The organism is Haloarcula sp. CBA1131, assembly GCF_008728975.1.
Lineage (GTDB): Archaea > Halobacteriota > Halobacteria > Halobacteriales > Haloarculaceae > Haloarcula > Haloarcula hispanica.
The window spans coordinates 1,525,428-1,548,781 of sequence record NZ_RPCY01000001.1 but is presented as its reverse complement, the minus strand read 5'-3'; the positions used below and the strand labels follow the sequence as shown (position 1 = coordinate 1,548,781).

22 protein-coding genes and 1 tRNA gene are annotated in these 23,354 nt (G+C 61.7%); 6 read left to right on the top strand and 17 right to left on the bottom strand.

Annotation, left to right across the window (positions count from 1 at the left end; translation table 11 throughout):
* Positions 1-2 precede the first annotated feature (2 nt).
* The 3 genes from Har1131_RS07980 (at position 3) to Har1131_RS07970 (ending at position 2,228) form a co-directional block, all read left to right on the top strand.
* Positions 3-245, top strand: coding sequence for a hypothetical protein (locus tag Har1131_RS07980; protein ID WP_004957007.1), 243 nt, complete (start codon positions 3-5; stop codon positions 243-245).
* A 54-nt stretch (positions 246-299) separates the two neighbouring features.
* On the top strand, positions 300-935 hold the full coding sequence (locus tag Har1131_RS07975; RefSeq protein ID WP_050036742.1) for a PGF-CTERM sorting domain-containing protein: 636 nt from the start codon (positions 300-302) through the stop codon (positions 933-935).
* Between the two features lie 252 nt (positions 936-1,187).
* Entirely contained in the window at positions 1,188-2,228 is a 1,041-nt protein-coding gene (locus Har1131_RS07970; RefSeq protein ID WP_151145865.1) for an NAD(P)-dependent alcohol dehydrogenase, read from the top strand.
* A 51-nt stretch (positions 2,229-2,279) separates the two neighbouring features.
* Here the strand turns inward: Har1131_RS07970 and Har1131_RS07965 are convergent, their stop codons facing one another.
* The 11 genes from Har1131_RS07965 to Har1131_RS07915 all read right to left on the bottom strand — a co-directional run bounded on the left by Har1131_RS07965 (position 2,280) and on the right by Har1131_RS07915 (position 11,261).
* On the bottom strand, positions 2,280-2,585 hold the full coding sequence (locus tag Har1131_RS07965; RefSeq protein WP_151103540.1) for a hypothetical protein: 306 nt from the start codon (positions 2,583-2,585) through the stop codon (positions 2,280-2,282).
* 274 nt (positions 2,586-2,859) lie between these two features.
* Positions 2,860-2,933, bottom strand: a tRNA-Thr gene (locus Har1131_RS07960).
* Positions 2,934-3,011: 78 nt separating this feature from the next.
* Positions 3,012-3,425, bottom strand: coding sequence for a universal stress protein (locus Har1131_RS07955; RefSeq protein ID WP_014040741.1), 414 nt, complete (start codon positions 3,423-3,425; stop codon positions 3,012-3,014).
* A gap of 3 nt (positions 3,426-3,428) precedes the next feature.
* Entirely contained in the window at positions 3,429-4,178 is a 750-nt protein-coding gene (locus tag Har1131_RS07950; RefSeq protein WP_014040742.1) for an ABC transporter ATP-binding protein, read from the bottom strand.
* Positions 4,179-4,180: 2 nt separating this feature from the next.
* Entirely contained in the window at positions 4,181-4,966 is a 786-nt protein-coding gene (locus Har1131_RS07945; RefSeq protein WP_146417143.1) for an ABC transporter ATP-binding protein, read from the bottom strand.
* Entirely contained in the window at positions 4,959-6,020 is a 1,062-nt protein-coding gene (locus Har1131_RS07940; protein WP_014040744.1) for a branched-chain amino acid ABC transporter permease, read from the bottom strand. The genes Har1131_RS07945 and Har1131_RS07940 overlap by 8 nt, the downstream gene beginning before the upstream one ends.
* Positions 6,017-6,904 (bottom strand): branched-chain amino acid ABC transporter permease, encoded by an 888-nt coding sequence (locus tag Har1131_RS07935; RefSeq protein ID WP_151145862.1) that lies wholly within the window; start codon positions 6,902-6,904, stop codon positions 6,017-6,019. Before Har1131_RS07935 ends, Har1131_RS07940 begins: the two co-directional genes overlap by 4 nt.
* A 5-nt stretch (positions 6,905-6,909) precedes the next feature.
* Positions 6,910-8,229, bottom strand: a complete 1,320-nt coding sequence (locus Har1131_RS07930; protein WP_151145859.1) for an amino acid ABC transporter substrate-binding protein — start codon at positions 8,227-8,229, stop codon at positions 6,910-6,912.
* Positions 8,230-8,373: 144 nt separating this feature from the next.
* Positions 8,374-9,921: a DASS family sodium-coupled anion symporter gene (locus tag Har1131_RS07925; RefSeq protein WP_151145856.1), complete on the bottom strand. Its 1,548-nt coding sequence runs from the start codon at positions 9,919-9,921 to the stop codon at positions 8,374-8,376.
* Positions 9,922-9,982: 61 nt separating this feature from the next.
* Complete coding sequence (locus tag Har1131_RS07920; RefSeq protein WP_151145853.1) at positions 9,983-10,234, bottom strand: hypothetical protein; 252 nt, start codon at positions 10,232-10,234, stop codon at positions 9,983-9,985.
* A 46-nt stretch (positions 10,235-10,280) separates the two neighbouring features.
* Positions 10,281-11,261 (bottom strand): class I SAM-dependent methyltransferase family protein, encoded by a 981-nt coding sequence (locus Har1131_RS07915; RefSeq protein WP_050036746.1) that lies wholly within the window; start codon positions 11,259-11,261, stop codon positions 10,281-10,283.
* A 75-nt stretch (positions 11,262-11,336) separates the two neighbouring features.
* Here Har1131_RS07915 and dph5 point away from each other — a divergent pair, with 75 nt between their 5' ends.
* Positions 11,337-12,116: a diphthine synthase gene (gene dph5, locus Har1131_RS07910; RefSeq protein WP_014040750.1), complete on the top strand. Its 780-nt coding sequence runs from the start codon at positions 11,337-11,339 to the stop codon at positions 12,114-12,116.
* 22 nt (positions 12,117-12,138) lie between these two features.
* Here the strand turns inward: dph5 and artA are convergent, their stop codons facing one another.
* The 6 genes from artA to Har1131_RS07880 form a co-directional block, all read right to left on the bottom strand.
* A complete protein-coding gene (gene artA, locus Har1131_RS07905) occupies positions 12,139-13,140 on the bottom strand; it encodes an archaeosortase A (protein WP_014040751.1) in 1,002 nt (333 codons plus the stop codon).
* 147 nt (positions 13,141-13,287) lie between these two features.
* The gene (locus tag Har1131_RS07900) at positions 13,288-16,047 is read right to left on the bottom strand and encodes a BGTF surface domain-containing protein (protein WP_151145849.1); all 2,760 of its coding nucleotides are present in this window, start codon (positions 16,045-16,047) and stop codon (positions 13,288-13,290) included.
* A 574-nt stretch (positions 16,048-16,621) separates the two neighbouring features.
* Complete coding sequence (locus Har1131_RS07895; protein WP_151145846.1) at positions 16,622-19,390, bottom strand: BGTF surface domain-containing protein; 2,769 nt, start codon at positions 19,388-19,390, stop codon at positions 16,622-16,624.
* Between the two features lie 430 nt (positions 19,391-19,820).
* A complete protein-coding gene (locus Har1131_RS07890; protein WP_014040754.1) occupies positions 19,821-20,573 on the bottom strand; it encodes a VOC family protein in 753 nt (250 codons plus the stop codon).
* Between the two features lie 72 nt (positions 20,574-20,645).
* A complete protein-coding gene (locus Har1131_RS07885) occupies positions 20,646-21,086 on the bottom strand; it encodes a TIGR04206 family protein (protein ID WP_014040755.1) in 441 nt (146 codons plus the stop codon).
* 134 nt (positions 21,087-21,220) lie between these two features.
* Positions 21,221-22,330 (bottom strand): GTP-binding protein, encoded by a 1,110-nt coding sequence (locus Har1131_RS07880; RefSeq protein WP_014040756.1) that lies wholly within the window; start codon positions 22,328-22,330, stop codon positions 21,221-21,223.
* 159 nt (positions 22,331-22,489) lie between these two features.
* Between Har1131_RS07880 and Har1131_RS07875 the strand changes: the two genes are divergently transcribed.
* Positions 22,490-22,690 carry a hypothetical protein gene (locus Har1131_RS07875; RefSeq protein ID WP_004591733.1) on the top strand — a complete coding sequence of 67 codons (201 nt, stop codon included), beginning with the start codon at positions 22,490-22,492 and terminating at the stop codon, positions 22,688-22,690.
* A gap of 138 nt (positions 22,691-22,828) precedes the next feature.
* Positions 22,829-23,317 carry a 50S ribosomal protein L11 gene (locus Har1131_RS07870; RefSeq protein ID WP_004591731.1) on the top strand — a complete coding sequence of 163 codons (489 nt, stop codon included), beginning with the start codon at positions 22,829-22,831 and terminating at the stop codon, positions 23,315-23,317.
* Positions 23,318-23,354 lie beyond the last annotated feature (37 nt).

The window sequence follows — 23,354 nt, the reverse complement described above, 5'->3', positions numbered from 1 at the left end:
GCATGGACCGGCTAGACGTCAGCGGGAGCTTCGACGTCCACGAGTACCGACACGGACTCAAGCTGCTGAAAGACGACCGCGGGACGATGACGCTGTCGAACCGGAAGGGGTTCGCCTGTCCGGCCTGTGGCAACGAGTTCGAGACGCTCTTTATCAGCGAAAAGCGGACGAACACTTTCGGAGACCCCGGGTCCCCCTTCTGTCTGGTTCGGACTGACGACCAGCTACTGGTCCTCACACATTGAGCCGTATCGGCTCCGGTAACAAGGCTTATCCCATCTGACCCGATTCGGTGAGGTATGAATCGGATTGTCCCTGCGATCGGTCTCGCTGCCCTCGTCGTCCTCTCCGGCTGTGTGACGGCGACGGTTGACTCGACAGTGGCCGGAGACGGCACAGTTTCGGAGTACGACCTGACTCTCGACATGTCCCCGTCGGTGTACGACGGCCTCCAGAGCCAGGCCCAGCAAGAGGGCTATGACTCGGTTGAAGGATATCTCCTGGCCGACGTGAACACCAGTCGGATGGCGAATCACACGTACGAACAAGAGCTTGAGGGTGAGAACGTCACGCTCTCGATGACGTTCACGGACTGGAACCCCGGCCCGGAAAGCGACGTGTCGGTCAACGCTAGCGGGGGCAACGTCACGTACGAAGACCGGACGTTCGTCACTGCGAACGAGGATACCGACGTGGCCTTCGGCGATGGCGTCGCAGTCGAGTACCAGCTGACGATGCCCGCCGACGTCTCGTCCTCGAACGCTGATATCGTTCGGAACGAGACCGCTGTCTGGGAGTACGAGGCTGACGAACCGGTCGAGGAACCGATCCGCGCGACCAGCCCCGCACCGTCGTCGGCCTTCGGCCCCGGAATGGGGATTCCCGTCGCCGTCGTGGCGCTGCTCGGGGCCGCACTGCTGGCCAGTCGGGACTGAGACTGTCGGCTGTACCTCCCTGAAGATACTCGCTACCTCGGGGTAGCAATATTCTCCACGAGATGACAGCCGGTAGTCTGTGTAGCTGAGGGCGTCACCACACGCATCGTTCCTTGCACCCGGATTCGGAGTCTACAGACGCTGGCCGGGTGGCTGATACTCTTCTCAGACAGTGGAACGGGCGATACTACAATATATATATATGATATTTTATAATGGATGTTTAATGTCGTTTCGCCCGGATACAGAACGATGCGCGCAGCCAGACTCCACGAGTACACGCACGACATGTCGAACGGGCTTTCGATAGACGAGGTGGACGCACCACAGGTCGCGTCGGGGGACGACGTCATCGTCGAGGTCGAAGGGGCCGGCTGGTGCCAGACTGACAATCACATCATCGAGGGGATGTGGGACCAGTACGTCCCGCAGGACCTCCCGATGACGCTGGGCCACGAGAACGCCGGGACAGTCGTCGAGACCGGCGACGACGTCGATATCGTCTCGGAAGGCGACCAGGTCATCTGTCATCCGGTCCAGACCTGTGGCACCTGCCGACCGTGCCGGCAAGGTGAGACGATGTACTGCGAGAACGACGCGTTCAACGGCCTGACGACCGACGGCGGCTTCGCCGACCAGCTACTGACCAGCGACCGGTCGGTCATCCCGCTGCCCGGGGGCGTTGACCCGGCCGACATCGCCCCGCACGCCGACGCCGGTATCACGGCCTACCACGCGGCGAAGAAAGCCGTCGACGGACTCAATCCGGGCGACACTGCGGTCGTCATCGGTATCGGCGGGCTCGGACACATCGGTCTCCAGTGTCTCGACGCGATGTGTGCCGCCAACCTCATCGCCGTCGACATCAAGCAGTCCGCCCGCGACCTCGCTGACGACCTCGGCGCACACTACACCATCGACCCCGAAAGCGAAGACGTCGCCAGCGAGGTCGAGGCCATCAGCGACGGCGTCGGCGCGGCGCAGGTGCTCGATTTCGTCGGGGCCGACGAGACGACGGCGCTCGCGCCCGATATCTGTGCCGCCGGCGGCGACCACCACATCATCGGCTACGGCGGCCACATCCACGAACCCGCACAGGCGCTCGTAAACGGCGAGTTCGCCTATCAGGGCAACATCGTCGGCCAGTACACCGAGCTGCAGGAACTGGTCGCGCTTGTCGAGCGCGGCGCGGTCGACCTGCACACGACCCAGTACGACCTGGGCGAGGTAAACACCGTCGCACAGATGCTCGAAGACCGAGAGATCGACGGTCGGGCAGTCATCACGCCCTGAATGGCCTGTGTTGCGGTGTCGTATCGCCGGACAGGGCACCCTTCTTTCGGCTCACCGACCGTCGGCGCGAGTCTGTTCCGCGTCCTCGGCCAGGTCGTGATAGCACCTGAGAAACGCGTCCCGGCTCACGGTCCCGGCACCGGCCGCTTCGAGTCGGTCTTCCAGCCCGCTCCGGTCGACGTGCCAGCACTCCTTGTAGCAGGGCTTGCACAGGAACTCGAAGGACTTGCCGTCGCGGTTCCAGCGGTCCCCGTACTTGTCGTATTCCCGGGCATCCGACCGGGCGACCGTTTCACCGCAGGCGATGCAACAGACGTCTTCGTCGGTGGCGCGATGCCAGGCGTTTCTGAAATCCATCAGACCCACACTCCGTCTAACTGTCCGCAAGTGTGTCTGTCGTGCCGCTCTCGCCCGTACACCGCAGTACCCGCCGGTAATCCGTACTGTGTGCCCATCGTTTACGGCTAGAAGTACCGTCCAGCAGCCCGTCGCCATATCGCATCACTGATGAGGGTCGTTTTTATGCGGCTCACGGAGCACCGTCGGGATAGCGACGCAACACCTACGGCTGCCGACAAGTCGTCTTCGGTAGAGAACGCGGCTAACTCGCAGAACGGCATTCGAAAAGGGAAGCCGGTGGAGGGATTTGAACCCTCGGCCTAATCCTTACGAAGGATTCGCTCTGCCAGTCTGAGCTACACCGGCGCCGTACTCGCGTACATCAGTTGTTGGACGCATAACCGCAATAAGGATTGCGAATCGGGACCACCGAGAGAGACGTTCTCACTCCGCTCGGGACCCGACGACGGTGACCGGGTCGTCCGCCTCGAGCAGGACCTGCTGGGAGACGCTCCCGAACACGGCCTTACCGGTCGGCGACCGCTTTCTGGACCCCATGACGATCTGGTCGACATCGAACTCCTCGGCCAGATCGATGATGCCGTCCGCAGGCGGCTGCTGACCCTCAGCCAGCTGGACATCGACGTCGTGGTCTTCGAGGTAGTCACGCACGAGGCGCACTGTCGAGATCCGCTCGACGTTGCGTATCTCCTCGGGCGCTTCCGCCTCTTCCTTGGTCAGTGCGTGCGTGATCACGGCCTCGACGTCGGTCTCAGCAGCCGGTAGCTCCGCGACGAAGGCGGCCTGGCCGCGGGCGCGGTCCTCATCGGCGTCGACGGGGACGAGTATTGTGTACATATTTTACCCTCCTAGATACAAGCGTCCGACTTCCTCGTCGTTAAGCAGTTCGGTCCCCGTGCCGGTGAACTTGATTTCCCCGCTCGCGAGCACGAAGCCGCGGTCGGCGATAGAGAGGCCCTTTTCAGCGTTCTGTTCGACGAGCAGGATGGTCGTTCCGAGGTCGTTGAGTTGCTCGATGCGCTCGAATACGTCGTCGATGAACCGCGGCTCGAGTCCGATAGACGGCTCGTCGAGCATCATCACGTCCGGTTCGACCATCAGCGCGCGGGCCAATTCCAGCAGGCGACGCTGGCCGCCCGAGAGAGTACCGGCTGACTGGCTCCGGAGGTCGGCGAGCACTGGGAACTCCTCGTACAGTTCCTCGGCGCGGGCAGCGGCGCGGTCGTCGTCGTTGAACACGTAGCCGCCCATCAGCATGTTCTCGTGGACACTCATCCCCGGAAAGACGCTGGCGTCCTGCAGGACGTAGCTCATCCCGTTGGCGAGGTTCTGCTGGGGCGACCGGCCGGTGATCTCCTGGCCGCGGAACGACACCGTCCCGGACTGGACATCCGCGAACCCGTAGATGCTCTTCATGAGGGTGGACTTCCCGGAGCCGTTCGGACCGATAAGGCAGGCGACCTGTTCGTCCTCGACGGCGATGCTCACGTCGTGCAACACGGTGGTGTTGCCGTAGCCGGCCGTGACGTTTTCCATCCGGAGCACCGGGTCCTCGGTCGGGTCGCTCGTTGCGTCTGGTGTTGATGCCATACTCACTCTCTCCCGAGGTACGCGTCGAGTACGCGCTGGTCGTTCTGAATCTCTTCGGGCGTCCCGTTGGCGATGCGCTCGCCGTGGGCCAGGACGTAGATGCGGTCGGCGATGTCCATGACGAAGTCCATGTTGTGTTCGATGAGGAAGATGGTCGACTCCTGCTCCTCGTTGGCGTTACGGATGTACTCGATGAGGTTCCCCAGCATCGAGGGGTTGATGCCGCCTGCCGGTTCGTCCATCAGCAGGATTTCGGGCTCCGACATCAGCTCCATGGCGAACTCCAGTAGCTTCTGTTGGCCGAAGCTCATCCGTCCGGCGCGGGTCTCCGATAGCCCCCCGAGGTCAACGTAGTCAAGCAGTTCGTCCGTCCGGGAGAGCAGCGAGCTATCCGGGCGGCGCAGGAGACTACCGACGTTCGCGCCGCCCTCCTGGGCCGCAAGCAGCAGGTTCTCGCGGACGGTCATGTCGCCGAAGATCCGGGTTTCCTGGAACATGCGCCCCAGGCCGGCCCGCGCGATCTTGTGCTCGGGCCAGTCCGTCACGTCCTCGCCTTGCAGGTAGACCCGGCCCTCGTCGGGCGTCAGCGTCCCGGTGATGCAGTTGAACAGCGTGGACTTGCCGGCACCGTTCGGCCCGATGAGGCCGACGATTTCGCCGCTGTGTATCTCGATATCCACGTCGTCGACGGCGGTCAGGCCGCCGAAGCGCTTCGTGACGCCGTCGGTCCGCAACACCGCACGGTCGCTGTCCGTGACAGCTGTCGAACCGCTGTCCGCTTTACTCATCGGCGTTCACCTCCTGGTCGTCAGTGTCCGTGGCGGCCATGCCGCCGTGCTTGTAGTAGTCCATCTGGCTGGCGTATTCGCTGAGCGTTCCGACGACGCCCTTGGGGAAGCCGATGACCGTGACGATGACGGCTCCACCAAGCAGGACCAGCTGCCACCCAACGGCGTACGTCTCCACGAGTTCGATGATGGTGTGGAGGCCGAACGCACCGATGACGGGGCCAGCGACGGTGCCGGACCCGCCAAGCAGCGCCATCGCGATCAGCTCCACGTTCCACGCGCCGTTGTAGGCCGTCTGGGGGTCGATGAACGTGTTGAACAGGCTGTACGCCGCACCGGCAAAGCCCGTGAACAGGCCGGCCAGCATCCACGCGGCCGTCTTGTAGTAGGTGGTGTTGAACCCCATCGCCGTGGCCTTCTCCTCGTCGTCGCGGATGGCGTTCAGAACGAAGCCGAATCGCGTCCCGGAGAGGTAGTAGACGAGCGCCATCTCGACCACGAGAACGCCCAGGAACAGGTAGTAGAAGGTCTCGGCCGAGGGCGTCTCCAGCAGTATCTTCCCGCTGGCGCCACCGGTGATGTCGAGGATGCGAGAGACCTGCTGGGCGACCAGCAGGACGCCCAGCGTCGCGATGGCGAAGTAGTGGCCGCGGAGTCGGAGCACGACGATGCCGATGATGGCTGCGAAGGTGACGGCGAGCAAGCCGGCCAGCAGGAACGCGACCGGGAACGCGACAGCGAAGTCTTTCGTCAGGATAGCCGTCGCGTACGCCCCGATACCGAAGAAGGCCATGTTTCCGAAACTGGGATAGCCGGTCTGTCCGCCGACGATGTCCCAGGACAGCGCCAGGATGGCGAACAGGAACATCTCGGACAGCACTGTCATGAAGTAGCCCCCCTCCAGTCCGAGCACGGGGAACGAAGCCGCAATCAGCGTCCCAAGACCGAGGAGCGCCCAGCCGTAGTCGTCACAGGTCCCGAGGAACCGATCGACCTGTTCCGGCGGGAGGATCGACCGCAGGACGCCGCTCGAATCCTCGTCGGTCGTGCTCATTGTTCAGCCCCCTGGCCGAACAGGCCCCTCGGTTTGAGGATGAGCAAGACGATGAGCAGCGAGAAGCTCACAGCGAGCGTCCACTGAGAGGAAATAAAGCCCGCGACCAGTTCCTCGACCGACCCGAGCAACAGGCCCCCGATGAGTGCGCCGGGGATGCTCCCGACGCCGCCAAACACCACGATGATGAAGCTCTTGAGCGTGTAGATGAGCCCCATCTGTGGCTGGATGTTCAGGATGACGGCGATGAACGCGCCGATACCGCCGGCAATAGCCGATGAGACGCCGAAGGTCACCGCGCGGGTGTGTTCGACGTCGATGCCGACCAGCGCCGCGGCCTCGGGGTTCTGCGAGACGGCCCGTATCGCTCGTCCGGTTCGCGTTTTCTGGAGGAACACGTACATGAGCGCGGTGAGGACGAGCGCGCCGGCGAAGGCGACGAGTTTCATCTTCGGGACGACGATGCCAGCGAGGTTCATCGACGGGTCCGCGAAGCTGACCTGAATCGACCGCGGGTTCGCCGACCACGCCTGTATCGCCAGTTGCTGGATGGCGATGCTCGCGCCGAAGGTCACCAGCAGCGTGAGGAAGATGTCGGTTCCGATGACCCGTGAAACCAGCGTCCGCTGGAGCGCGTACCCGATGCCGAACAGCACGGCGATGGCGACCGGGATGGTCGCCAGAAACAGGAGTGGTGACCCCTCCGCGTTCCCGGTGACCAGCGTCAGCACCCAGTAGGAGGTGTATCCACCGAGCATCACCATCTCGCCGTGGGCGAGGTTGATGATGTCGACGACGCCCCAGATGAGCGCGAATCCGACCGCCACGCCTGCAAACAGTGCCCCGACCAGCAGGCCGTTGACGACGAATTGGGTGGCAGCCATCGCTCTCAGCGCTCGCTCCAGTCAGGCATCGGGTAGATCGGTTCCGACTGTGCCACGTTCTCCGGGTACGTTATCTGGAGGCCAGGGTCGGGCTGCCACTGGTAGACTAGCATGTTCTTGTCGATGACGCCGCTATCGTCGAAGGCGACGGTGCCGTACACCGTCGAGAACTCGGCCTGTCGAATGTGGTCCCGGACCGCCGTCGGGTTGAGTTCGTCGACGTTCTGGAAGGCGTTCATGTACGTGAGGATGACGGCTTCACCGGCCGCACTGTGGTAGTCCGGCGTGTAGTCGTAGTTCTCCTCGATGGCCGAGACAAAGTCCCCGGTCTTGCCATACACCGGGTCGTCGAAATCGGCGTTGACTGCCCACGAGGACGGCCCGTACATGTAGTCGCCGTTCGCGCCGGCCTCGTCTTTGAACGATTCGTTGAGGCTTCCGACGGTCCCCATCGCCGCGTCGACGTTGACATCCTGGCTCTCCATCTGGTTGGCCAGGATGATGTTGTGCTTCTGGTGGGCACACAGCAGGAGGATGTCGGCCTCGCTGTCCCGAACCTTTCCGAGGTTGGTCGAGAGGTCCGACGTGTCCGAGGGGAACGTCTGGTCGACAACCAGTTCCAAATCCGTGTTGCTGATTTTGTTACGTGCGCCCTCCGCGGTCGACTGGCTGAACGTGCCGTCTTCCGCGAGGATCGCGATGGACTCCGGCGTCGAGTCCTGCGCGAGGCACATGTCGATGTAGCTCTTGGCGTACTTGTTCGCCGTCGGCAGGAGGCCGAAGATCCACTCGTTGCCCTGTGCGAATATCTCCGGGCTCGCACCGCCGCCCTCGACCATCGGCTTCTGGTTCTGTGCGGCCACGGCGCTGGCGGGCAGGGTCACCGTACTGGAGTACGGTCCGAGCAGGTAGTCGATGCCCTCGCGGTCGATGAGTTCCTGGTAGATAGACTTCGACTGGGAGGCGTCTGTCCCGTCGTCACGGAGAATCATCTCCAGTTCGTAGGTGTTGCCGTCCCCGGCCTCAACCCCGCCGGACTCATTAATGCGCTGGATGGTCAGCTCGTAGGCGTCTTTATACAGCTGGCCGAGGTCGGCGTTGTCCCCAGTGAGACTCATCGAACCGCCGAGCTTGATGACGTTCATCCCGCCATCGCTATCCCCGGTGGACCCGCCGTCACTACCGTCACCGCCACCACCGCCATCGCCCCCGTCACTACTACCGTCGCCACCGTCACCGGAACAGCCAGCGAGGCCGGTCAGTCCGAGGACACCTGTACTTCCTGCCACCTTCAGAAACGCGCGTCGGTCTTGTTTTCCAGTCATAGGTCGGTTTACGCCCGTGTATCAATGATACACGGCCTGTACGTTCCGTTGTGACATACCCTATTAAATGTTAAGGATAGTGTGGCGAGGTAGGACGTATACGTAGAAGTACTTCCTCAAGAACGATCGACACCGCAGACCGGCCTACCAGAGTACGCGGGGCCAGAGGACCGCGAAGGAAACGAGGACGAGTGCCGTCAACACGAGCGTCATCAGGACGTTCAGTACGACGCCGGCCCGAATCATATCCCGTTGCTCCAGGTGGCCGCTACCGAAGACGATAGCGTTCGGCGGGGTGGCGACGGGGAGCGCGAACGCGAAACTCGCCGCGACAGCCCCGGTAACGGTCAGCGTGATGGCAGCCTGTACCGGTTCGACGCCGAGTGTTCCAGCGAGCACACTTCCGAGACCGATGAGGACCGGGGCGAGTATCGTCGTCGTCGCCGTGTTCGAGGACAGTTCCGTCACCAGCACGGTGAAGACGATGACGGCGAGCACGACGAGGGCGAGCGGCGCGCCGATCAGCGTGTCGAAGACAGTGCGTGCCAGCCACGTCGTCGCCTCGGTTTCGGCCAGCGCGTCCGCCAGCGAGATGCCGCCGCCGAACAGGATAATGGTCCCCCAGTCGATGTCAACCAGATTCTCCCAGTCGTCAGCCCCCGAGAGGACGAGTGCCGGGATAGCGAGGAGTCCGACCACCACGAGATACAGGACGCCGCGATGGCCCGTCAGGCCGAACACGGTTTCGCCCGCGCCGCCGAACAGCGTCACGAACACCGGTCCAGGGAGGAGTCCCTCGAACAGGAACCCGAGCCCACCGAGGATCCACAGGCCCGCCGTGGCAGCGAAGATGTACGCCGCGCGCCGACCGCTCGCCGATAGCGGCCCCTCCTCTTCGAGGTACGTGTTCGCTTGCGCTTTTGCCCCACTCACGTCTTCGACTTCCGGGGGATACAGCCAGAACGTCAGGACGTACCACGTCAGCGGCAGGGTCAACACGACGATGGGGAGCCCGACGGCCAGCCACTGTACGAACGATATCTCGACGCCGATGAGCCTGTCGAGAAACGCCACGGCGACGACGTTTGGCGGCGTGCCGATGAGGGTGCCAACCCCGCCGACGCTTGCCGCGTAGGCCGTTCCGAGCAAGGTCGCGATTCGCATGTTCGACGCCTCGCCGTCGGGGACGTCCCGGCCGACGACCTCAGCAAGCACGCCCAGCGCGACGGGCGTCATCATCGCCGTTGTCGCCGTGTTCGACACCCACATCGAGAGAAACGCCGTCGCGACCATGATTGCCAGGATGAGCAGCCGCGGTGAGCGCCCCATCCAGCCAATGAGATGCAGGGCGATCCGCCGGTCGATGTTGTGGGTCTGGAGCGCCTTCGCGAGCATGAACCCCGCCACGAACAGGTAGATGAGCGGGTCGGCAAAGCCCGATAGCGCGGCCTCCATCTCGGTGTAGATACCGAACACTGTCAGCAACACCGGTATCAGCAGCGCCGTTACCGGGAGCGGCAGGGCGTCCGTGACCCAGAGAATCGCCGCAAAGGCCATGGTCGCCAGCGCGTACTGGGCGGCGATATCGAGTCCGGGCGGCGTCGGGGCTGCGGCTATCGCGGCCGTCGAGGCGAGCGCGACGGCAATCGCCGCCGCCGTTCGTCGCGGTCGCGTTCGGCCCGACCAGGTCATGGCCGACCCCGCCGGTCAGCCGCCGCATCTCGGCGTCCGTTGGATGTCTGTTCGGTCATGGTTAGAAGTTCGAAACCAGTACGCGCACCTGCTCGTTGGTCAGTTCCGACCGGTACAGTTCGAACAACACTTCGAGTCGTTGCTCCGAGAGACTCCGGTTGTTGTTCTCCAGCATCGAGATGTGAGCCTGCATGATGTCGTCGATTTCCACTTCAATCTCCCGCTGGCCGAACCCCGCCGCAACGCGGAGGAGACGCCACGCTGTCGGCGAGATGTCGTGGATGTCGATGTCGTCATCCTCGCTCACCTCCATCTGCTACTATTCCCCACCATCAGACGAATGAACATAACTGTTCGTTTCAGCGCGTCAGTCGAACGTCGAGAACGACGTTGTGTTCCTTCGGGGCATACGATCGAACGGGGTGGCGCGTTTCGACCGTCACGTCGTAGGCCGGCTCCGCAGCCGCCCGTATCGCTCGCTCGCCGGGCCCGAACAGGTCGTCCTCGTGCTGGATATCGTAGTAGTGAAAGACACAGTCGTCAGCCGCCAGGCGGACGGCGGTCTCCAGAAACTCGTCGGCGCTATGGGGCAGATTCATCACGACGCGGTTGGCCCAGCCCTCGTACTCTCCGGCGACCTCTCGTACGTCGCCACAGATGCCCGTCACGCGGTCGGCGACGCCGTTGCGCTGTGCGTTCGCCCGGAGGTACTCGATTGCCGTCTCGTTGATGTCTGTTCCGACGCAGGTCGCGCCGCGTTTGGCGAACGGAATCGCGAACGGGCCGACGCCCGCGAACATGTCGAAGGCCTGCTCGCCCTCGCTGACCTGTTCGGTGACACGATGGCGCTCTGTCGCCAGCCGCGGCGAGAAGTACACCTCGGCGAGGTCGAGGTCGAACGTACAGCCGTACTCCCGGTGAGTGACTTCCGTCCCCTCACCAGCGAGTACGTCCCAGTCCCGGACCCGCTGTTCGCCTTTGATCTTCGACGCGCGGTTCAACACCGCTCGCACGGGCAGGTCTGAATCCATAATCGCGTCGGCAATCGCCCGCGCCCGGTCGGCGTCGTCCTCGTCGACAATCGCGACGTCGCCGATGCGCTCGTAGCTCGGGTCGAAGTCGAGTCCGTCGGCCGGCATCGTCTGGCCCTCGCGGACCGGCGGGTCTGCCTCCACGACGACGAAGTCCGACGGCACTGCTTCGGGGTCGGTGACGGGAACGTATAGCTGCCCGTCGACGACCGTGATGTCGTAGCCGTCGTCGACGAGGTTTGCTTCGGCGAGGCGTTGGCGCGTCTCTTCGCCGGCCTCGCGGGGAACGCGAACGCAGGGAACGCCCATACTCTCTCTCCCCGACCGCGGGCGGTAAGCCTGACGCTTCGCGCCCTTTATGCCCGACGGCGCCCCACTCCGGATATGCTCACATTCGTCGGGCTGGGCCTCTACGACGAGCGCTCGGTCACGGTCGCCGGCCGCGACGCCATCCGAGACGCCGACCGGGTGTTCGCGGAGTTTTACACGAGCCGGCTGGTTGGTACCGACCTCGAAACGCTGGAGGACGTACTGGAGACGAGTATCGAAGTCAGGGACCGCGCCGGCATCGAGCAGGACCCCGAACCGATTCTCGAAGCCGCCGAGAGCGAAGATGTCGTCTTCTGTACTGCCGGGGATACGATGGTCTCGACGACACACACCGACCTCCGACTCCGCGCTGCTGACCGCGGTATCGAAACCCGAATCGTCCACGGAACGACAGCCCAGACGGCCGCCGGCTCACTGACTGGCTTACAGAACTACCGCTTCGGGAAGGCCACGACGCTCCCGTTCGAGGACGCCCACGGCGGTGACGGCGTTCCGGACAGCGTCGTCGCCACCATCGAGGACAACCGGGAGCGGGACCTGCACACGCTGGTCTATCTCGACATCAAGGTCGACGACCCCCACTGGGACGAGAGTGACGACACGTACATGACTGCCAGCAAGGCCGCCGCCATGCTATCCGAGCCGTTCCCCGACACGCTCGGCGTCGTCGTGGCCAGAGCCGGTAGCCCGGACCCGCTGGTGGCCGCCGATACGCTCGACGCTCTCGCCGCACAGTCATTCGGCGAGCCGCTACATCTGCTCGTCATTCCCGGTTCGCTCCACCCGCTCGAAGCTGACGCACTGGAATCGATTGCTGGAGCAGAATTAGAATAACGGCCGTTCCTCCCGACGCAGTTCAGTCGTCACCAGGCGTTGCAGGACCCGACTCCGACTGGTTCTTTTCGAACGCCGTTCCGAGGTCGTACTCCGTGCCAGTCACCAGGAAGAGGAGGTCCTCGACGATGACCGTGAGTTCCGGTAGCTCCCGCATCAGCACCCACGTCAGCCCGACGAGAACGATGACGGAGCCGAACTGCGCCAGAATCCGGTCGACGATGTAGTAGGACACCAGCTGTGCGTCGCTGAGGCCGAACAGCGCCATGACCGTTCCCGGGAAGAACTGCGCCTTCTGCAGGCCAAAAGCCAGCGCGATTCCGAGGTTCCGAATCAGATTCAGTACGTAGATGATGCTGACAGCCGCGACCAGCACGCGGAGCTTCCGCCGCCACGGCGCCTTGACCGCCAGTATTCCGCCGGCGAAGATAGATATACTCCCGATACCCGTACAGGCCAGAATGATGGTGTACGTTATCGGCCGCTCGTTCCCGCCGAACCAGAACGTGTTTTCGTAGGGGTACTGCTTCGAGGCGATATCGATGCCGTTGTGCGAGAGCCCGTCGACTACCACCGGGTCGTAGCCCAGGACGGTCATGAGGAAGGAGACCTGCCCGGTGACGATCTCGATGATGGTCTGGCGGAGCGGCCCGATGGTGAGAAACGGTACGTAGATGACGCCCATGAGGCCGATTGCCCGGGTCAACACCAGCAGCGACTCGCGGCCGTTCCAGAGCAGATAGCCGGTGTACAGCGACAGGGGGACGGCGATGACGCTCCCCAAGCCCTCGACGACGCTCTTCTGTATCAGAATGAAATGCGGGGCCAAGACGAGCCAGTATGCTGCGAACAAAGCCCAGCCGACTGTTCCGACGGGACGGGCCAGTCGCTCGTCGTACTGGGCGACAGCCACGCTTCCCAGAAACGCCGCGAGAACGAGCCACATCAGCGGTTCCGAGACTGTGACCGGGTCGAACGACAGTCCAGCGATGTCGACGCCTGCCTGCAGGACTGTCTCACTCATTGCTCGTACGTTGGCCAAACCGGCGTATATGTTTTGTCGTTGCGCTACTGTGCGGTGTCGTCGTCAGACCGACCTATCGACAGTGCCGCCGCTACCCACGTAGCGCGCGAAAGAAAGAACGGTGTTCAGAGACCGGAGCTGTTCCGGTTAGTTGTCGCGTCGGACAGCGAGGAGCGCAGCGGCGACGAGTGCGATGAGCGCGATGGCTGCCGTGAAGCCGGGACCTTCCGCGGCGGTGGTCTCGGATTCATCGGTTGCCGGCTCATCGGTTGCCGGTGCGTCAGTTTCCTCTTCGGTTTCGGCTTCCGTTTCGGTTTCCGTTTCGGTTTCCGTGTCCGGTGCTTCAGTCTGCTCTTCCTCGACGATGGTCACGTTCGCACTGTCCGTCACGGCAGAGCCGTTCTGGGTGTACGGATCGTCATCGCCGGGGAAGTCGTACGCTTCGTTGCCGTTGGTGTCCTGGTGCGGCATCGCGACCGCAGTGAAGTCCTCGTCCATCGGCTCGTCGAGCGTAACCGTGATGTCCTCGTGGCTGCCTGCCCCGAGGTACTCGGAGTTCCCGACGACGTCGCCGGATGCGTTACCGGCGTGGATTGCGATGAAGCCACCCTCGGACAGCTGTGCGCTGTCGACGACGACTTCGCTACCGTCGGATTCCTGCTCGCTGATGCTCACAGTAGCCGTGTCGGCTTCGACGATACGGCCATCTTCCTCGTCGCTGAAGTCAGAGTCACCGTCGACGTCCAGCGTCTGGACGGTGAAGTTCGTTCCAGCGGAGTAGTCGCTGAAGTCGGCCGTGGCGGTGTACGTACCGTCAGCGGCGACATCAGTTTCGGGGCGGAGGACGAACGGGTTCGCGTCACTCTCGGACTCCATCTCGACTTCGAGCTCGGAGCCAGGTGCGACGTTCGTCTCACCGGTCACTTCCTGACCAGTGGCGGCCGAGACCGTAACGACGCCGCTGTCGTCAAGGTCCAGTGTGGCGTCGCGCTCGGACGTGGTGTAGATCGCGCTGTCGCTGTTCCGGTCGTCGGTCAGCGGACCTTCTCGGACGGAGAAGGTAGCGTTGAGGCGCGTGTCTTCTTCTTTGACAATCGTCTTGCCGTTTTCGAACACAACATCGCTCGTGTCAACAGCGACGAAGTAGGTGTTGTTGTCCGGGTCGTCGACAACAGTTACCGCGTCACTGCTGTTCGAGAAGTCAATCGGGTTCGCGTCAGCGTTTGCACCGACGTCGGTCCGGTTGACGTAGAGTCGAAGACCGGACGTCGTCGCGTCACTGTCGTTGATGCGGTATGGCGTGGTATCGGTCGCTGCGATGAACGCCTCAGTAACATCAGAGGCACTTCCGTCTTCCTGCTCGTATTCGAGCGCACCCTCGATACCGGATGCCTGAATTTCGTGGACGACAACGTCCTCAGCTGCGACGTCGTCGGACTGCGTGAGGTTCTCACCGATGCGGTCGTAGATGTCGACATCATCGTCGTCGATATCTGCGTCGCTCGGTGCAGCCCACGTCTGGATATTTTCAACGGAGTTCTCGTTGAGTCGGAGCGTTCCAACCGTGTCGGGGCTGGTGACATCCGGGGAGGTCCCGGCGGTCACGTTCATCGAGTAGGAGCCTGCTTCGAGCGTGTCTCCACTCAGGCTACCTCGGGTGTAGTCGCCACCCTCCTTGATGTTGTCAATGTCGTCGTCACCAGGCACGCTGAGAACCGTACTATCGCTGTAGTTTCCAGCGGTGTAGCTGTTGAACTGAACGGTAACTTCGCCGTCACCGTTGTCGTCCTCAAGCTGGCCCTGGATGTAGTAGTTGTCGTCGTTCTCGTCGCCGATGTTGATGACGGCGTCCTCGGTGTTGTCAACCTGCACCGTGATGTTGACAACGTCGCCAATGTTGTCCTGAACGGTCGAGCTTTCGAAGCTTGCCTCACCGTCGTCGGACTCGGAGACGTTGATCTGGTCGGATTCGGCGGAGACGCCGGTCTGGTTGTCCGTCACTTTGACGTAGTACGGACTGTCGTCGGCGCTCTGGTTACCGAAGTCGAACACGACGTTCTCGTTACCTTTCAGGCTCTTGACCTGCGTGGCAACCTTGTCGTCGTCCTCGTTGAACAGCGTTGCGTTGGCCGGCTCGCCACCACGCGTGGTCGAGACGTTGACCGCAAGCGTGTCCTTGTCGTCGATGTTGGCACCGTCGCCGACATCGTCGTCAATGTTCACATTGAGATCGAGATTGCTGATGGTGATGTTTTCGTCCGCGTCACCAGCGACGGAGACCTCGTATTCTTCACCAGTGTCGAGGTTTTCCGTTTCGTAGGTGTAGACTTTGCTGTTGGCTGTGTAAGTGTCCTGCGTGACGACAGCGCCGTTCGAGTCCTCGACCACAATCTTCGTGCTCGAGGTAGCATCGTCATTGTCTGTGTCGCCGTCGGCTCGGATAGCCAGGACTTCACCGCGGAAGGCGTTAGTGTCGCCCGAGCTATCGTCGGCCACAATCGTCTGGGACGTCACGTCGATGTCCTCAGCGACGACCGTGTTGTCACCGCCGGTGAGACCTGAAACCTTGACGGTCAGGTTCCGGTTCGGCTGAACGTCCTGATCCAGACTGAACTGGAGGCGTCCAGTTGTCCCGTCGTCAGTCCCGTCGACTGACGAGACACCGTAGTTGCTCGGGTTCTTGTTGCCATCGACGTAGATGTCGATGTCTCCCGTATTGACTGTGCTACCGGTTGAACCATTGAGTGCCAATTCGACTGTCCCGCTATCGTATTCTGCTGCCTGTTCGACGCTGACGTTCGCGGCGGCGGCTGCGCCACCGGAGAACGCGATGGTCCCGGCGAATACCGAGAAGACCATCAGCGCCGTCAGGAACAGGCTGCGAACCTTGTCTGAATTTCCTGTCATAGTTTGTGTTTGCTATCGGGCGACCCCAGCAGTTTTCCACCTGGTCGGAACGCGGCCACCGTGGCCACGCATAGACCGAACCGGCGTACTCACTTCTGGCGTCATGGGTAGGGGTATCGGTACATTACCCGAAGTGCGGTAAATGCTTTATGGATAAAGGTTACATCCAAATTACACATTGCTGTCAGGTAATAATTATTTTGAAATGGTATGTACTCTTATTCTGGATATTTATTTGACTCTTTCCTGGGACCAGATCTGAGAAACACGCCTCCCGATTCGACCGGCGGTTGTTCCATCACTCGACTACGGACGGGTCCCAAACCGTTACCGAAACCACCCTCGCAGTGGCGGACATCGAGGAGGTGTCCGGCAGGCGCTGGGTTACTGCCGCGTTGGGCCAGCGTTCGACTGTGATCCAGTCACGACTGCCGATGGGGCAGTTAGCCGTTCAGAAGCGGACGGAATCGTGTCTGAGTAAACTACGAGTCCCCGAGTCGATCTGCAGTCTGTTTGCACTCTTCACGTAGCGTGCGAAAGAAAGAACGGTGTTCAGGGACCGGAGTGGTTCCGGTTAGTTGTCGCGTCGGACAGCGAGGAGCGCAGCAGCGACGAGCGCGATGAGCGCGATGGCTGCCGTGAAGCCGGGACCTTCCGCTTCGGTGGTCGCGGTTCCAGTGTCCGGCGTGTCCTCAGGCGTGTCCGCAGGCGTGTCTTCGGGCGTGTCCTCAGGCGTGTCTTCGGGCGTGTCCTCAGGCGTGTCTTCGGGCGTGTCCTCAGGCTCTTCGGCGGAGACGGTCACGTTCGCACTGTCCGTCACGGCGGAGCCGTTCTGGGTGTACGGACCGTCATCGCCGGGGAAGTCGTACGCTTCGTTGCCGTTGGTGTCCTGATGCGGCATCGCGACCGCAGTGAAGTTCTCGTCCATCGGCTCGTCGAGCGTGATCGTGAGGTCATTGTACGTACCTGCTTCGAGGTACTCCGAGTTGCCGACGACGTCACCGGATGCGTCACCGGCGTGGATAGCGATGAAGCCGCCACTGGACAGCTGTGCGCTGTCGACAACGACTTCGCTACCGTCGGACTCCTGATCGCTGATGCTCACGGTGGCCGTATCGGCTTCGACGATGCGGCCGTCTTCCTCGTCGCTGAAGTCGGAGTCACCGTCGACATCCAGCGTCTGGACGGTGAAGTTCGTTCCAGCGGAGTAGTCGCTGAAGTCTTCCGTAGCGACGTACGTGCCGTTCGGACCAACAGTTGCTTCCGGTCGTTCGACGAATGGGTTCGCCTCACTCTCGGATTCCATTTCGACTTCGAGCTCGGAGCCGGGGGCGACGTTCGTATCGCCGCTCACTGTCTGTCCGGCGGCGGCGCCAACGGTGACAAAGCCGTCGTCGTCAAGATTCAGCTCCGCGTTCCGCTCAGACGTGGTGTAGAGCTCGCTTTCGCTCGAAGAGTCGTCAGTCAGCGGACCTTCTTGCACGGAGAAGGTGGCGTTGATTTCCGTGTCCTCTTCCTCAGTGATCGTGTTACCGGACTCGAACTCGACGTCCTCGGTGTCGAGGGCGACGAAGTAGGTGTTGTTGTCCGGGTCGTCGACGACGGTCACTGCGCTACTGCTGTTGGCGAAGTTAATCGGATCTGCGTCAGCGTTTGCACCGACGTCGGTCCGGTTGACGTAGAGCTGGAGGCCGGAGGCGCTCGTGTCGTCGTTGATACGGTCCGGCGTGGTGTCGGCAGCTGCGATGAACGCATCAGTCACGTCGGAAGACCCGTTGTCTTCCTGCTCGTATTCGAGCGCACCCTCGATACCGGATGCCTGGATTTCGTGGACGACGACATCTTCGACTGCGACGTCGTCGGACTGCGTGAGGTTCTCACCGATGCGGTCGTAGATGTCGATATCCTCGTCGTCGATATCTGCGTCGCTCGGTGCAACCCAGGTCTGCATACTCTCGACGGAATTCTCGTTGAGACGTAGCGTCCCAACCGTATCAGGACTGGTGACATCCGGGGAGGTCCCGGCGGTCACGTTTATCGAGTAGGATTGTGGTTCCAGTACATCTTCGTCCAAGCTGTTCCTACTATCGGTGAAGCTTCCCTTCTCTTCGACTTCATCGAGGTCGTCGTCACCGGGGACGGTAAGAACCGTGTTGTTGTTGTCGGTCCCAGCGGTGTAGCTGTTGAACTGAACGGTAACTTCGCCGTCACCGTTGTCGTCCTCGAGCTGACCCTGGATGACGTAGTTGTCGTCGTTCTGGCTGCCGACGTTGATGACGGCGTTCTCGGTGTTACCCATCTGGACGGTGATGTTGGTGACGTCACCGACTTCATCCTGTACGGTGGAAGTCTCGAAGCTGGCGTCACCCTCACCGGACTCGGAGACGTTGATCTGGTCGGATTCGGCGGAGACGCCGGTCTGGTTGTCCGTCACTTTGACGTAGTACGGACTGTCGTCGGCGCTCTGGTTACCGAAGTCGAACACGACGTTCTCGTTACCTTTCAGGCTCTTGATCTGCGTGGCAACCTTGTCGTCGTCCTCGTTGAACAGCGTTGCGTTGGCCGGCTCGCCACCACGCGTGGTCGAGACGTTGACCGCAAGCGTGTCCGTGTCGTCGATGTTGGCACCGTCGCCGACATCGTCGTCAATGTTCACATTGAGATCGAGATTGCTGATGGTGATGTTTTCGTCCGCAGTACCACCAACGGTGACCTCGTATTCTTCACCAGTGTCGAGGTTTTCCGTTTCGTAGGTGTAGACTTTGCTGTTGGCTGTGTAAGTGTCCTGCGTGACGACAGCGCCGTTCGAGTCCTCGACTACAATTTGAGTACTCGAGGTAGCATCGTCAGCGTCACCTTCGCCGCCGTCGGCTCGGATAGCCAGGACTTCACCGCGGAAGGCGTTAGTGTCGCCCGAGCTATCGTCGGCCACAATCGTCTGGGACGTCACGTCGATGTCCTCAGCGACGACCGTGTTGTCACCGCCGGTGAGACCTGAAACCTCGACGGTCAGGTTCCGGTTCGGCTGAACGTCCTGGTCCAGACTGAACTGGAGGCGTCCAGTCGTCCCGTCGTCAGTCCCGTCGACTGACGAGACACCGTAGTTGCTCGGGTTCTCGTTTCCGTCGATGTAGATGTCGATGTCTCCCGTCGTGACTGCGCTACCGGTTGAACCATTGAGTGCCAATTCGACTGTCCCGCTATCGTATTCTGCTGCCTGTTCGACGCTGACGTTCGCGGCGGCGGCTGCGCCACCGGAGAACGCGATGGTCCCGGCGAATACCGAGAAGACCATCAGCGCCGTCAGGAACAGGCTGCGAACCTTGTCTGAATTTCCTGTCATAGTTTGTGTTTGCTATCGGGCGACCCCAGCAGTTTTCCACCTGGTCGGAACGCGGCCACCGTGGCCACGCATAGACCGAACCGGCGTACTCACTTCTGGCGTCATGGGTAGGGGTACAGTCTAAACGATAGGTGTCTGTTGTATATGTTTTGTGGTTAGGAAATCTGATTGTCATGAATAGTCAAGCCCCAAAGACGCCATCTGAGGCGATTAGATGTGGTCCAAGCAGCTTGTAGGTCATAGCACAGGATCGGCATTCGGGCGTTTGACGGCCCAGAGCTACGTATCGGAGATGGTATCGCTGGCCTGAGACGCTAGGGCTTCACAGATCCTCACTGCTCGCTCAGGAACGACTCCGTAGACGAATCTCCTTCTGACAGCTACCGCGCGAGAATAGATTAGAACAGATGGTTAGTACCGACCAGTGCCGTCAGTTGGTCACGATTTCGATTTCGCGGGCGTCGGGGTCTTTGGTGAACGCGTAGCGGTCGTCACAGCTCTCGGGGTCGCGGTAATCCTCGGCGTGGCGACCCATCAGCGTCTCCCACGCGCTATGGAGGTCATCGGTTCGAACCGCGAGATGCCCCCAGGCATCGCCGAGTTCGTACGACCGGCCGTCGTAGTTGTAGGTGAGTTCGACCGACATCGCCTCTTCTGGGGCATCCTCGGGCTTGAGGAAGTACAGGGCGAAGTCGTCGAACTCCTCGCGGCGGAACAGGTCGTAGTCGAGCTTTCGGGTGTACCAGCCGATAGCCTGTTCGGCGTCTTCGACACGGATCATCGTGTGGTCCAGCGACCACTTCGCGCCGTGGTCCCGTTCGACGATCTCGATCTCGTGACCGTCGGGGTCCGTGACGAAGGCGTAGGAGCCGCCACAGGAGTCCGGGTCGCGGTAGTCCTCGACGCCGGCGTCCATCAGCTCGTCGTAGGCCTCGTACACGTCGTCACAGCGGACGGCGATGTGTCCCCACGCGTCACCCATCGTGTACGAGCGCCCGTCGTGGTTGTACGTGAGTTCGAGCAGGGCACCATCATCGTGGACGTCCTCCGGACCGAGGAAGACGTTCGTGAAGGTGTCGGCCTCCCAGCGGCCCTTCTCCTCGTAATCGAAATACGTCTGGTACCAGTCCAGCGACGCGTCCAGATCCTCGACGCGCATCATCGTATGATCGAGTGACCACATACACGGCACATGGTGCGAGCGAGCGAAAAGGCTACCGCCACAGGTGGTTCCGTCCGGATTCGATACCGCGGCTCACTCCGTCGCCGTGTCCGCTCGGATAGCCGGGAGGTAGTACCACCAGACCACGATAAGCAGGACAAGGGAGCCGACCGGGACAGCCACGTAGTTGAGCCGCCTGTTGAATCCCAGAAACACCGGAAACTGCGTCAGACCCGCACCTGCGAGTGCGAGGGCGGTCACCCGAACATCCTCACGCCAGACGACACCGGCAACGGCGCTGGCTAGAGCAAAGGCATACAGCAGGACGCCCGAACCCCACGATTCGATAAACTGCGGGAGTGCGCTGGTAAAGCGGATGAAGTAGCTGTAGACCGAGAGCAACTCCGGCGGGTTCGTGTTGAACAGGCCAAACGAGAAGACGAGCGTCAGTTCCTTTCCAATTAGCACCACTGTCCAGGGGACGAGGCCGGCAACAACGACGGCGATAAGACGGCGTCTGGGACCGCGGTCCATAGTTGGTAGCAGGGTTCCACACCAATGAACGCATCTACTCCGCTATGCGGTAGCGGTCCTCCACAGGATTGTTCTTCCGTGGGACCCTTTCTTTTCAGTTGTTCGCGTGCACGCGAGAACCGACGCGCGACAACCTAGCGGTTAGCGACGATCCGCAAGATATCTTCGTCAGCGAGTTCGTGGTCGCGCCCGACCTGCTGTTCGTCGTGCTTGGCGCTTGGACCGGTCACACGAGCGAATCGGAAGCGCTCGTCGAAGCTCCCGCCGAGTTTCTCGCAGGCGTCGTCGACGGTGTCGCCCTCGCGGAGTATCAGCGGTTCCTCGCGGTCGACACCGCGGCCCGGCTTGTCCATGTAGATCCGGATCAGGCCGAGTTCGTCCCAGATGCGTTCGGTGAGGCTATCGAGCCCTTTCTCTTCCTCGGCGCTGATGAAGATTGCTTCGTCGGGGTCGATGTCACGCTCCCGGAGCTCGTCTTCGACTTTGGGCAGGTAGTCGGGTTCGATGAGGTCAGCCTTGTTGACAGCAACGAGGGAGGGCAGATAGACGCGGTTGTCCATCACGCCGTCGATGAGCTGGTCGATGTCGATCTGCTCGCCGATGGTGACGTCGGCGTTGACGTAGCCGTGCTCGCGCAGAACGGCTTTGACCGTCTCGTCGTCGAGTTCGACGCCGGAGGCAGTGTTGACCGAAATCCCGTCCTTGCCCTTCTTCCGGACGTTGACCCACGGCGGGTCCTGGTCGAGTCGGATCTTGTTCTTGTACAGTTCTTCGCTGAGTCGGTCGTACTGGTCGATCTCGAAGACGGAGATGAGGAAGACGATGAGGTCCGCAGTCCGGACGACGGACAGCACCTCCTTGCCGCCACCGCGACCACCAGCAGCCCCTTCGATGAGACCGGGAACGTCGAGAATCTGGATGTTCGCTCCCTTGTGCTTGAGCATTCCCGGGTAGACATCAAGTGTGGTAAACTCGTAGGCTCCCGTTTCGGACTCGGCGTTTGTGAGTGCGTTCAGCAGCGTCGACTTCCCGACGCTGGGGAACCCGACGAGCGCGACGGTCGCATCGCCGTGTTTCTCAACGCCGTAGCCACCGCCGCCGCCCGAGGAAGCCTGCTGTTCGAGCTTCTCCTTTTTCTCCGCGAGCTTGGACTTCAGCCGACCGATATGGGCCTCTGTAGACTTGTTGTAGGGAGTGCTGGCGATTTCGTCCTCGAGTTCCTGAATCTCCTCTTCGAGCCCCATTAAGTGTATGTCGGCCCCTCGCACCGAATAAGGCTTTCCTCCCTCGCCGACGCCACCCCATCGGCCCGGGTCGACGCAGTTGTCCTGCCGTTCAGAATGGTCAAACGACCCTCATGTAATTCGACACACCTATAGGGTATCCTCCGTCATGTGTCGATAATGGGAGCGGCGAGTCGGTTCCGCGACAGCACGCAGATACTGCTGCCAGTCGGTGCGCTCGACGGGATTCGCGAGGAGTTGGAACAGCGGTTCACTGTGAGCGTTCATCAGGAAGGTGAACAGGTTCGGATAATCGGCTCCCCGGTCGAGATCAAAGACGCGAGCGATTTCCTCGCACGACACGGCGTGACGTTCGCCTGAACTGACTGGGATTCTATTCTTTGCCGCGCTGACCTCTTGTTTGTTGGTTCCAAACGGTGAGCGTTCGTGCGTGTGGAGGCCTCACGCAGCGATCCGTGAAACGCAATCCTTTAAACTGCCGCGAGGATTCCACTATGTATGGCTGGAACTATCGAAGTCCTCGTTCCCGGTGGGGAGGCCAACCCTGGCCCGCCACTCGGTCCGGAACTCGGCCCGACACCGGTGGACGTGCAGGCAGTCGTACAGGAAATCAACGACCAGACGGCAGCGTTCGACGGCACCGAAGTCCCCGTCACCGTCGAGTACGACGACGACGGCTCCTTCGAGATCGAGGTCGGTGTCCCGCCGACGGCCGAACTCATCAAGGACGAGGCCGGCTTCGAGACCGGCAGCGGCGAACCGCAAGAGGACTTCGTCGCTGACCTCTCCGTCGACCAGGTCAAACAGATCGCCGAGCAGAAGCATCCCGACCTGCTCTCCTACGACCTGAAGAACGCTGCAAAGGAAGTCGTCGGGACGTGCACCTCCCTCGGTGTCACTATCGAAGGCGAGAACCCACGCGAATTCAAGGAACGCATCGACGCGGGCGAGTACGACGACGTGTTCGCGGCCGAAGCACAGGCGTAAGTCGGACCGCTGTGCGACTGGCGTGTGTTTTCCCTTG

Coding starts and splice junctions, on each gene's coding strand:
- Har1131_RS07935 (WP_151145862.1), bottom strand. CDS start 6,904: ATGGCTGCCACCCAATTCGTCGTCAACGGCCTGCTGGTCGGGGCACTG.
- Har1131_RS07900 (WP_151145849.1), bottom strand. CDS start 16,047: ATGACAGGAAATTCAGACAAGGTTCGCAGCCTGTTCCTGACGGCGCTG.
- Har1131_RS07885 (WP_014040755.1), bottom strand. CDS start 21,086: ATGGACCGCGGTCCCAGACGCCGTCTTATCGCCGTCGTTGTTGCCGGC.
- dph5 (WP_014040750.1), top strand. CDS start 11,337: ATGCTCACATTCGTCGGGCTGGGCCTCTACGACGAGCGCTCGGTCACG.
- Har1131_RS07965 (WP_151103540.1), bottom strand. CDS start 2,585: ATGGATTTCAGAAACGCCTGGCATCGCGCCACCGACGAAGACGTCTGT.
- artA (WP_014040751.1), bottom strand. CDS start 13,140: ATGAGTGAGACAGTCCTGCAGGCAGGCGTCGACATCGCTGGACTGTCG.
- Har1131_RS07920 (WP_151145853.1), bottom strand. CDS start 10,234: ATGGAGGTGAGCGAGGATGACGACATCGACATCCACGACATCTCGCCG.
- Har1131_RS07880 (WP_014040756.1), bottom strand. CDS start 22,330: ATGGGGCTCGAAGAGGAGATTCAGGAACTCGAGGACGAAATCGCCAGC.
- Har1131_RS07945 (WP_146417143.1), bottom strand. CDS start 4,966: ATGAGTAAAGCGGACAGCGGTTCGACAGCTGTCACGGACAGCGACCGT.
- Har1131_RS07915 (WP_050036746.1), bottom strand. CDS start 11,261: ATGGGCGTTCCCTGCGTTCGCGTTCCCCGCGAGGCCGGCGAAGAGACG.
- Har1131_RS07950 (WP_014040742.1), bottom strand. CDS start 4,178: ATGGCATCAACACCAGACGCAACGAGCGACCCGACCGAGGACCCGGTG.
- Har1131_RS07895 (WP_151145846.1), bottom strand. CDS start 19,390: ATGACAGGAAATTCAGACAAGGTTCGCAGCCTGTTCCTGACGGCGCTG.
- Har1131_RS07930 (WP_151145859.1), bottom strand. CDS start 8,229: ATGACTGGAAAACAAGACCGACGCGCGTTTCTGAAGGTGGCAGGAAGT.
- Har1131_RS07980 (WP_004957007.1), top strand. CDS start 3: ATGGACCGGCTAGACGTCAGCGGGAGCTTCGACGTCCACGAGTACCGA.
- Har1131_RS07925 (WP_151145856.1), bottom strand. CDS start 9,921: ATGACCTGGTCGGGCCGAACGCGACCGCGACGAACGGCGGCGGCGATT.
- Har1131_RS07890 (WP_014040754.1), bottom strand. CDS start 20,573: ATGTGGTCACTCGATCATACGATGATGCGCGTCGAGGATCTGGACGCG.
- Har1131_RS07955 (WP_014040741.1), bottom strand. CDS start 3,425: ATGTACACAATACTCGTCCCCGTCGACGCCGATGAGGACCGCGCCCGC.
- Har1131_RS07975 (WP_050036742.1), top strand. CDS start 300: ATGAATCGGATTGTCCCTGCGATCGGTCTCGCTGCCCTCGTCGTCCTC.
- Har1131_RS07970 (WP_151145865.1), top strand. CDS start 1,188: ATGCGCGCAGCCAGACTCCACGAGTACACGCACGACATGTCGAACGGG.
- Har1131_RS07870 (WP_004591731.1), top strand. CDS start 22,829: ATGGCTGGAACTATCGAAGTCCTCGTTCCCGGTGGGGAGGCCAACCCT.
- Har1131_RS07875 (WP_004591733.1), top strand. CDS start 22,490: ATGGGAGCGGCGAGTCGGTTCCGCGACAGCACGCAGATACTGCTGCCA.
- Har1131_RS07940 (WP_014040744.1), bottom strand. CDS start 6,020: ATGAGCACGACCGACGAGGATTCGAGCGGCGTCCTGCGGTCGATCCTC.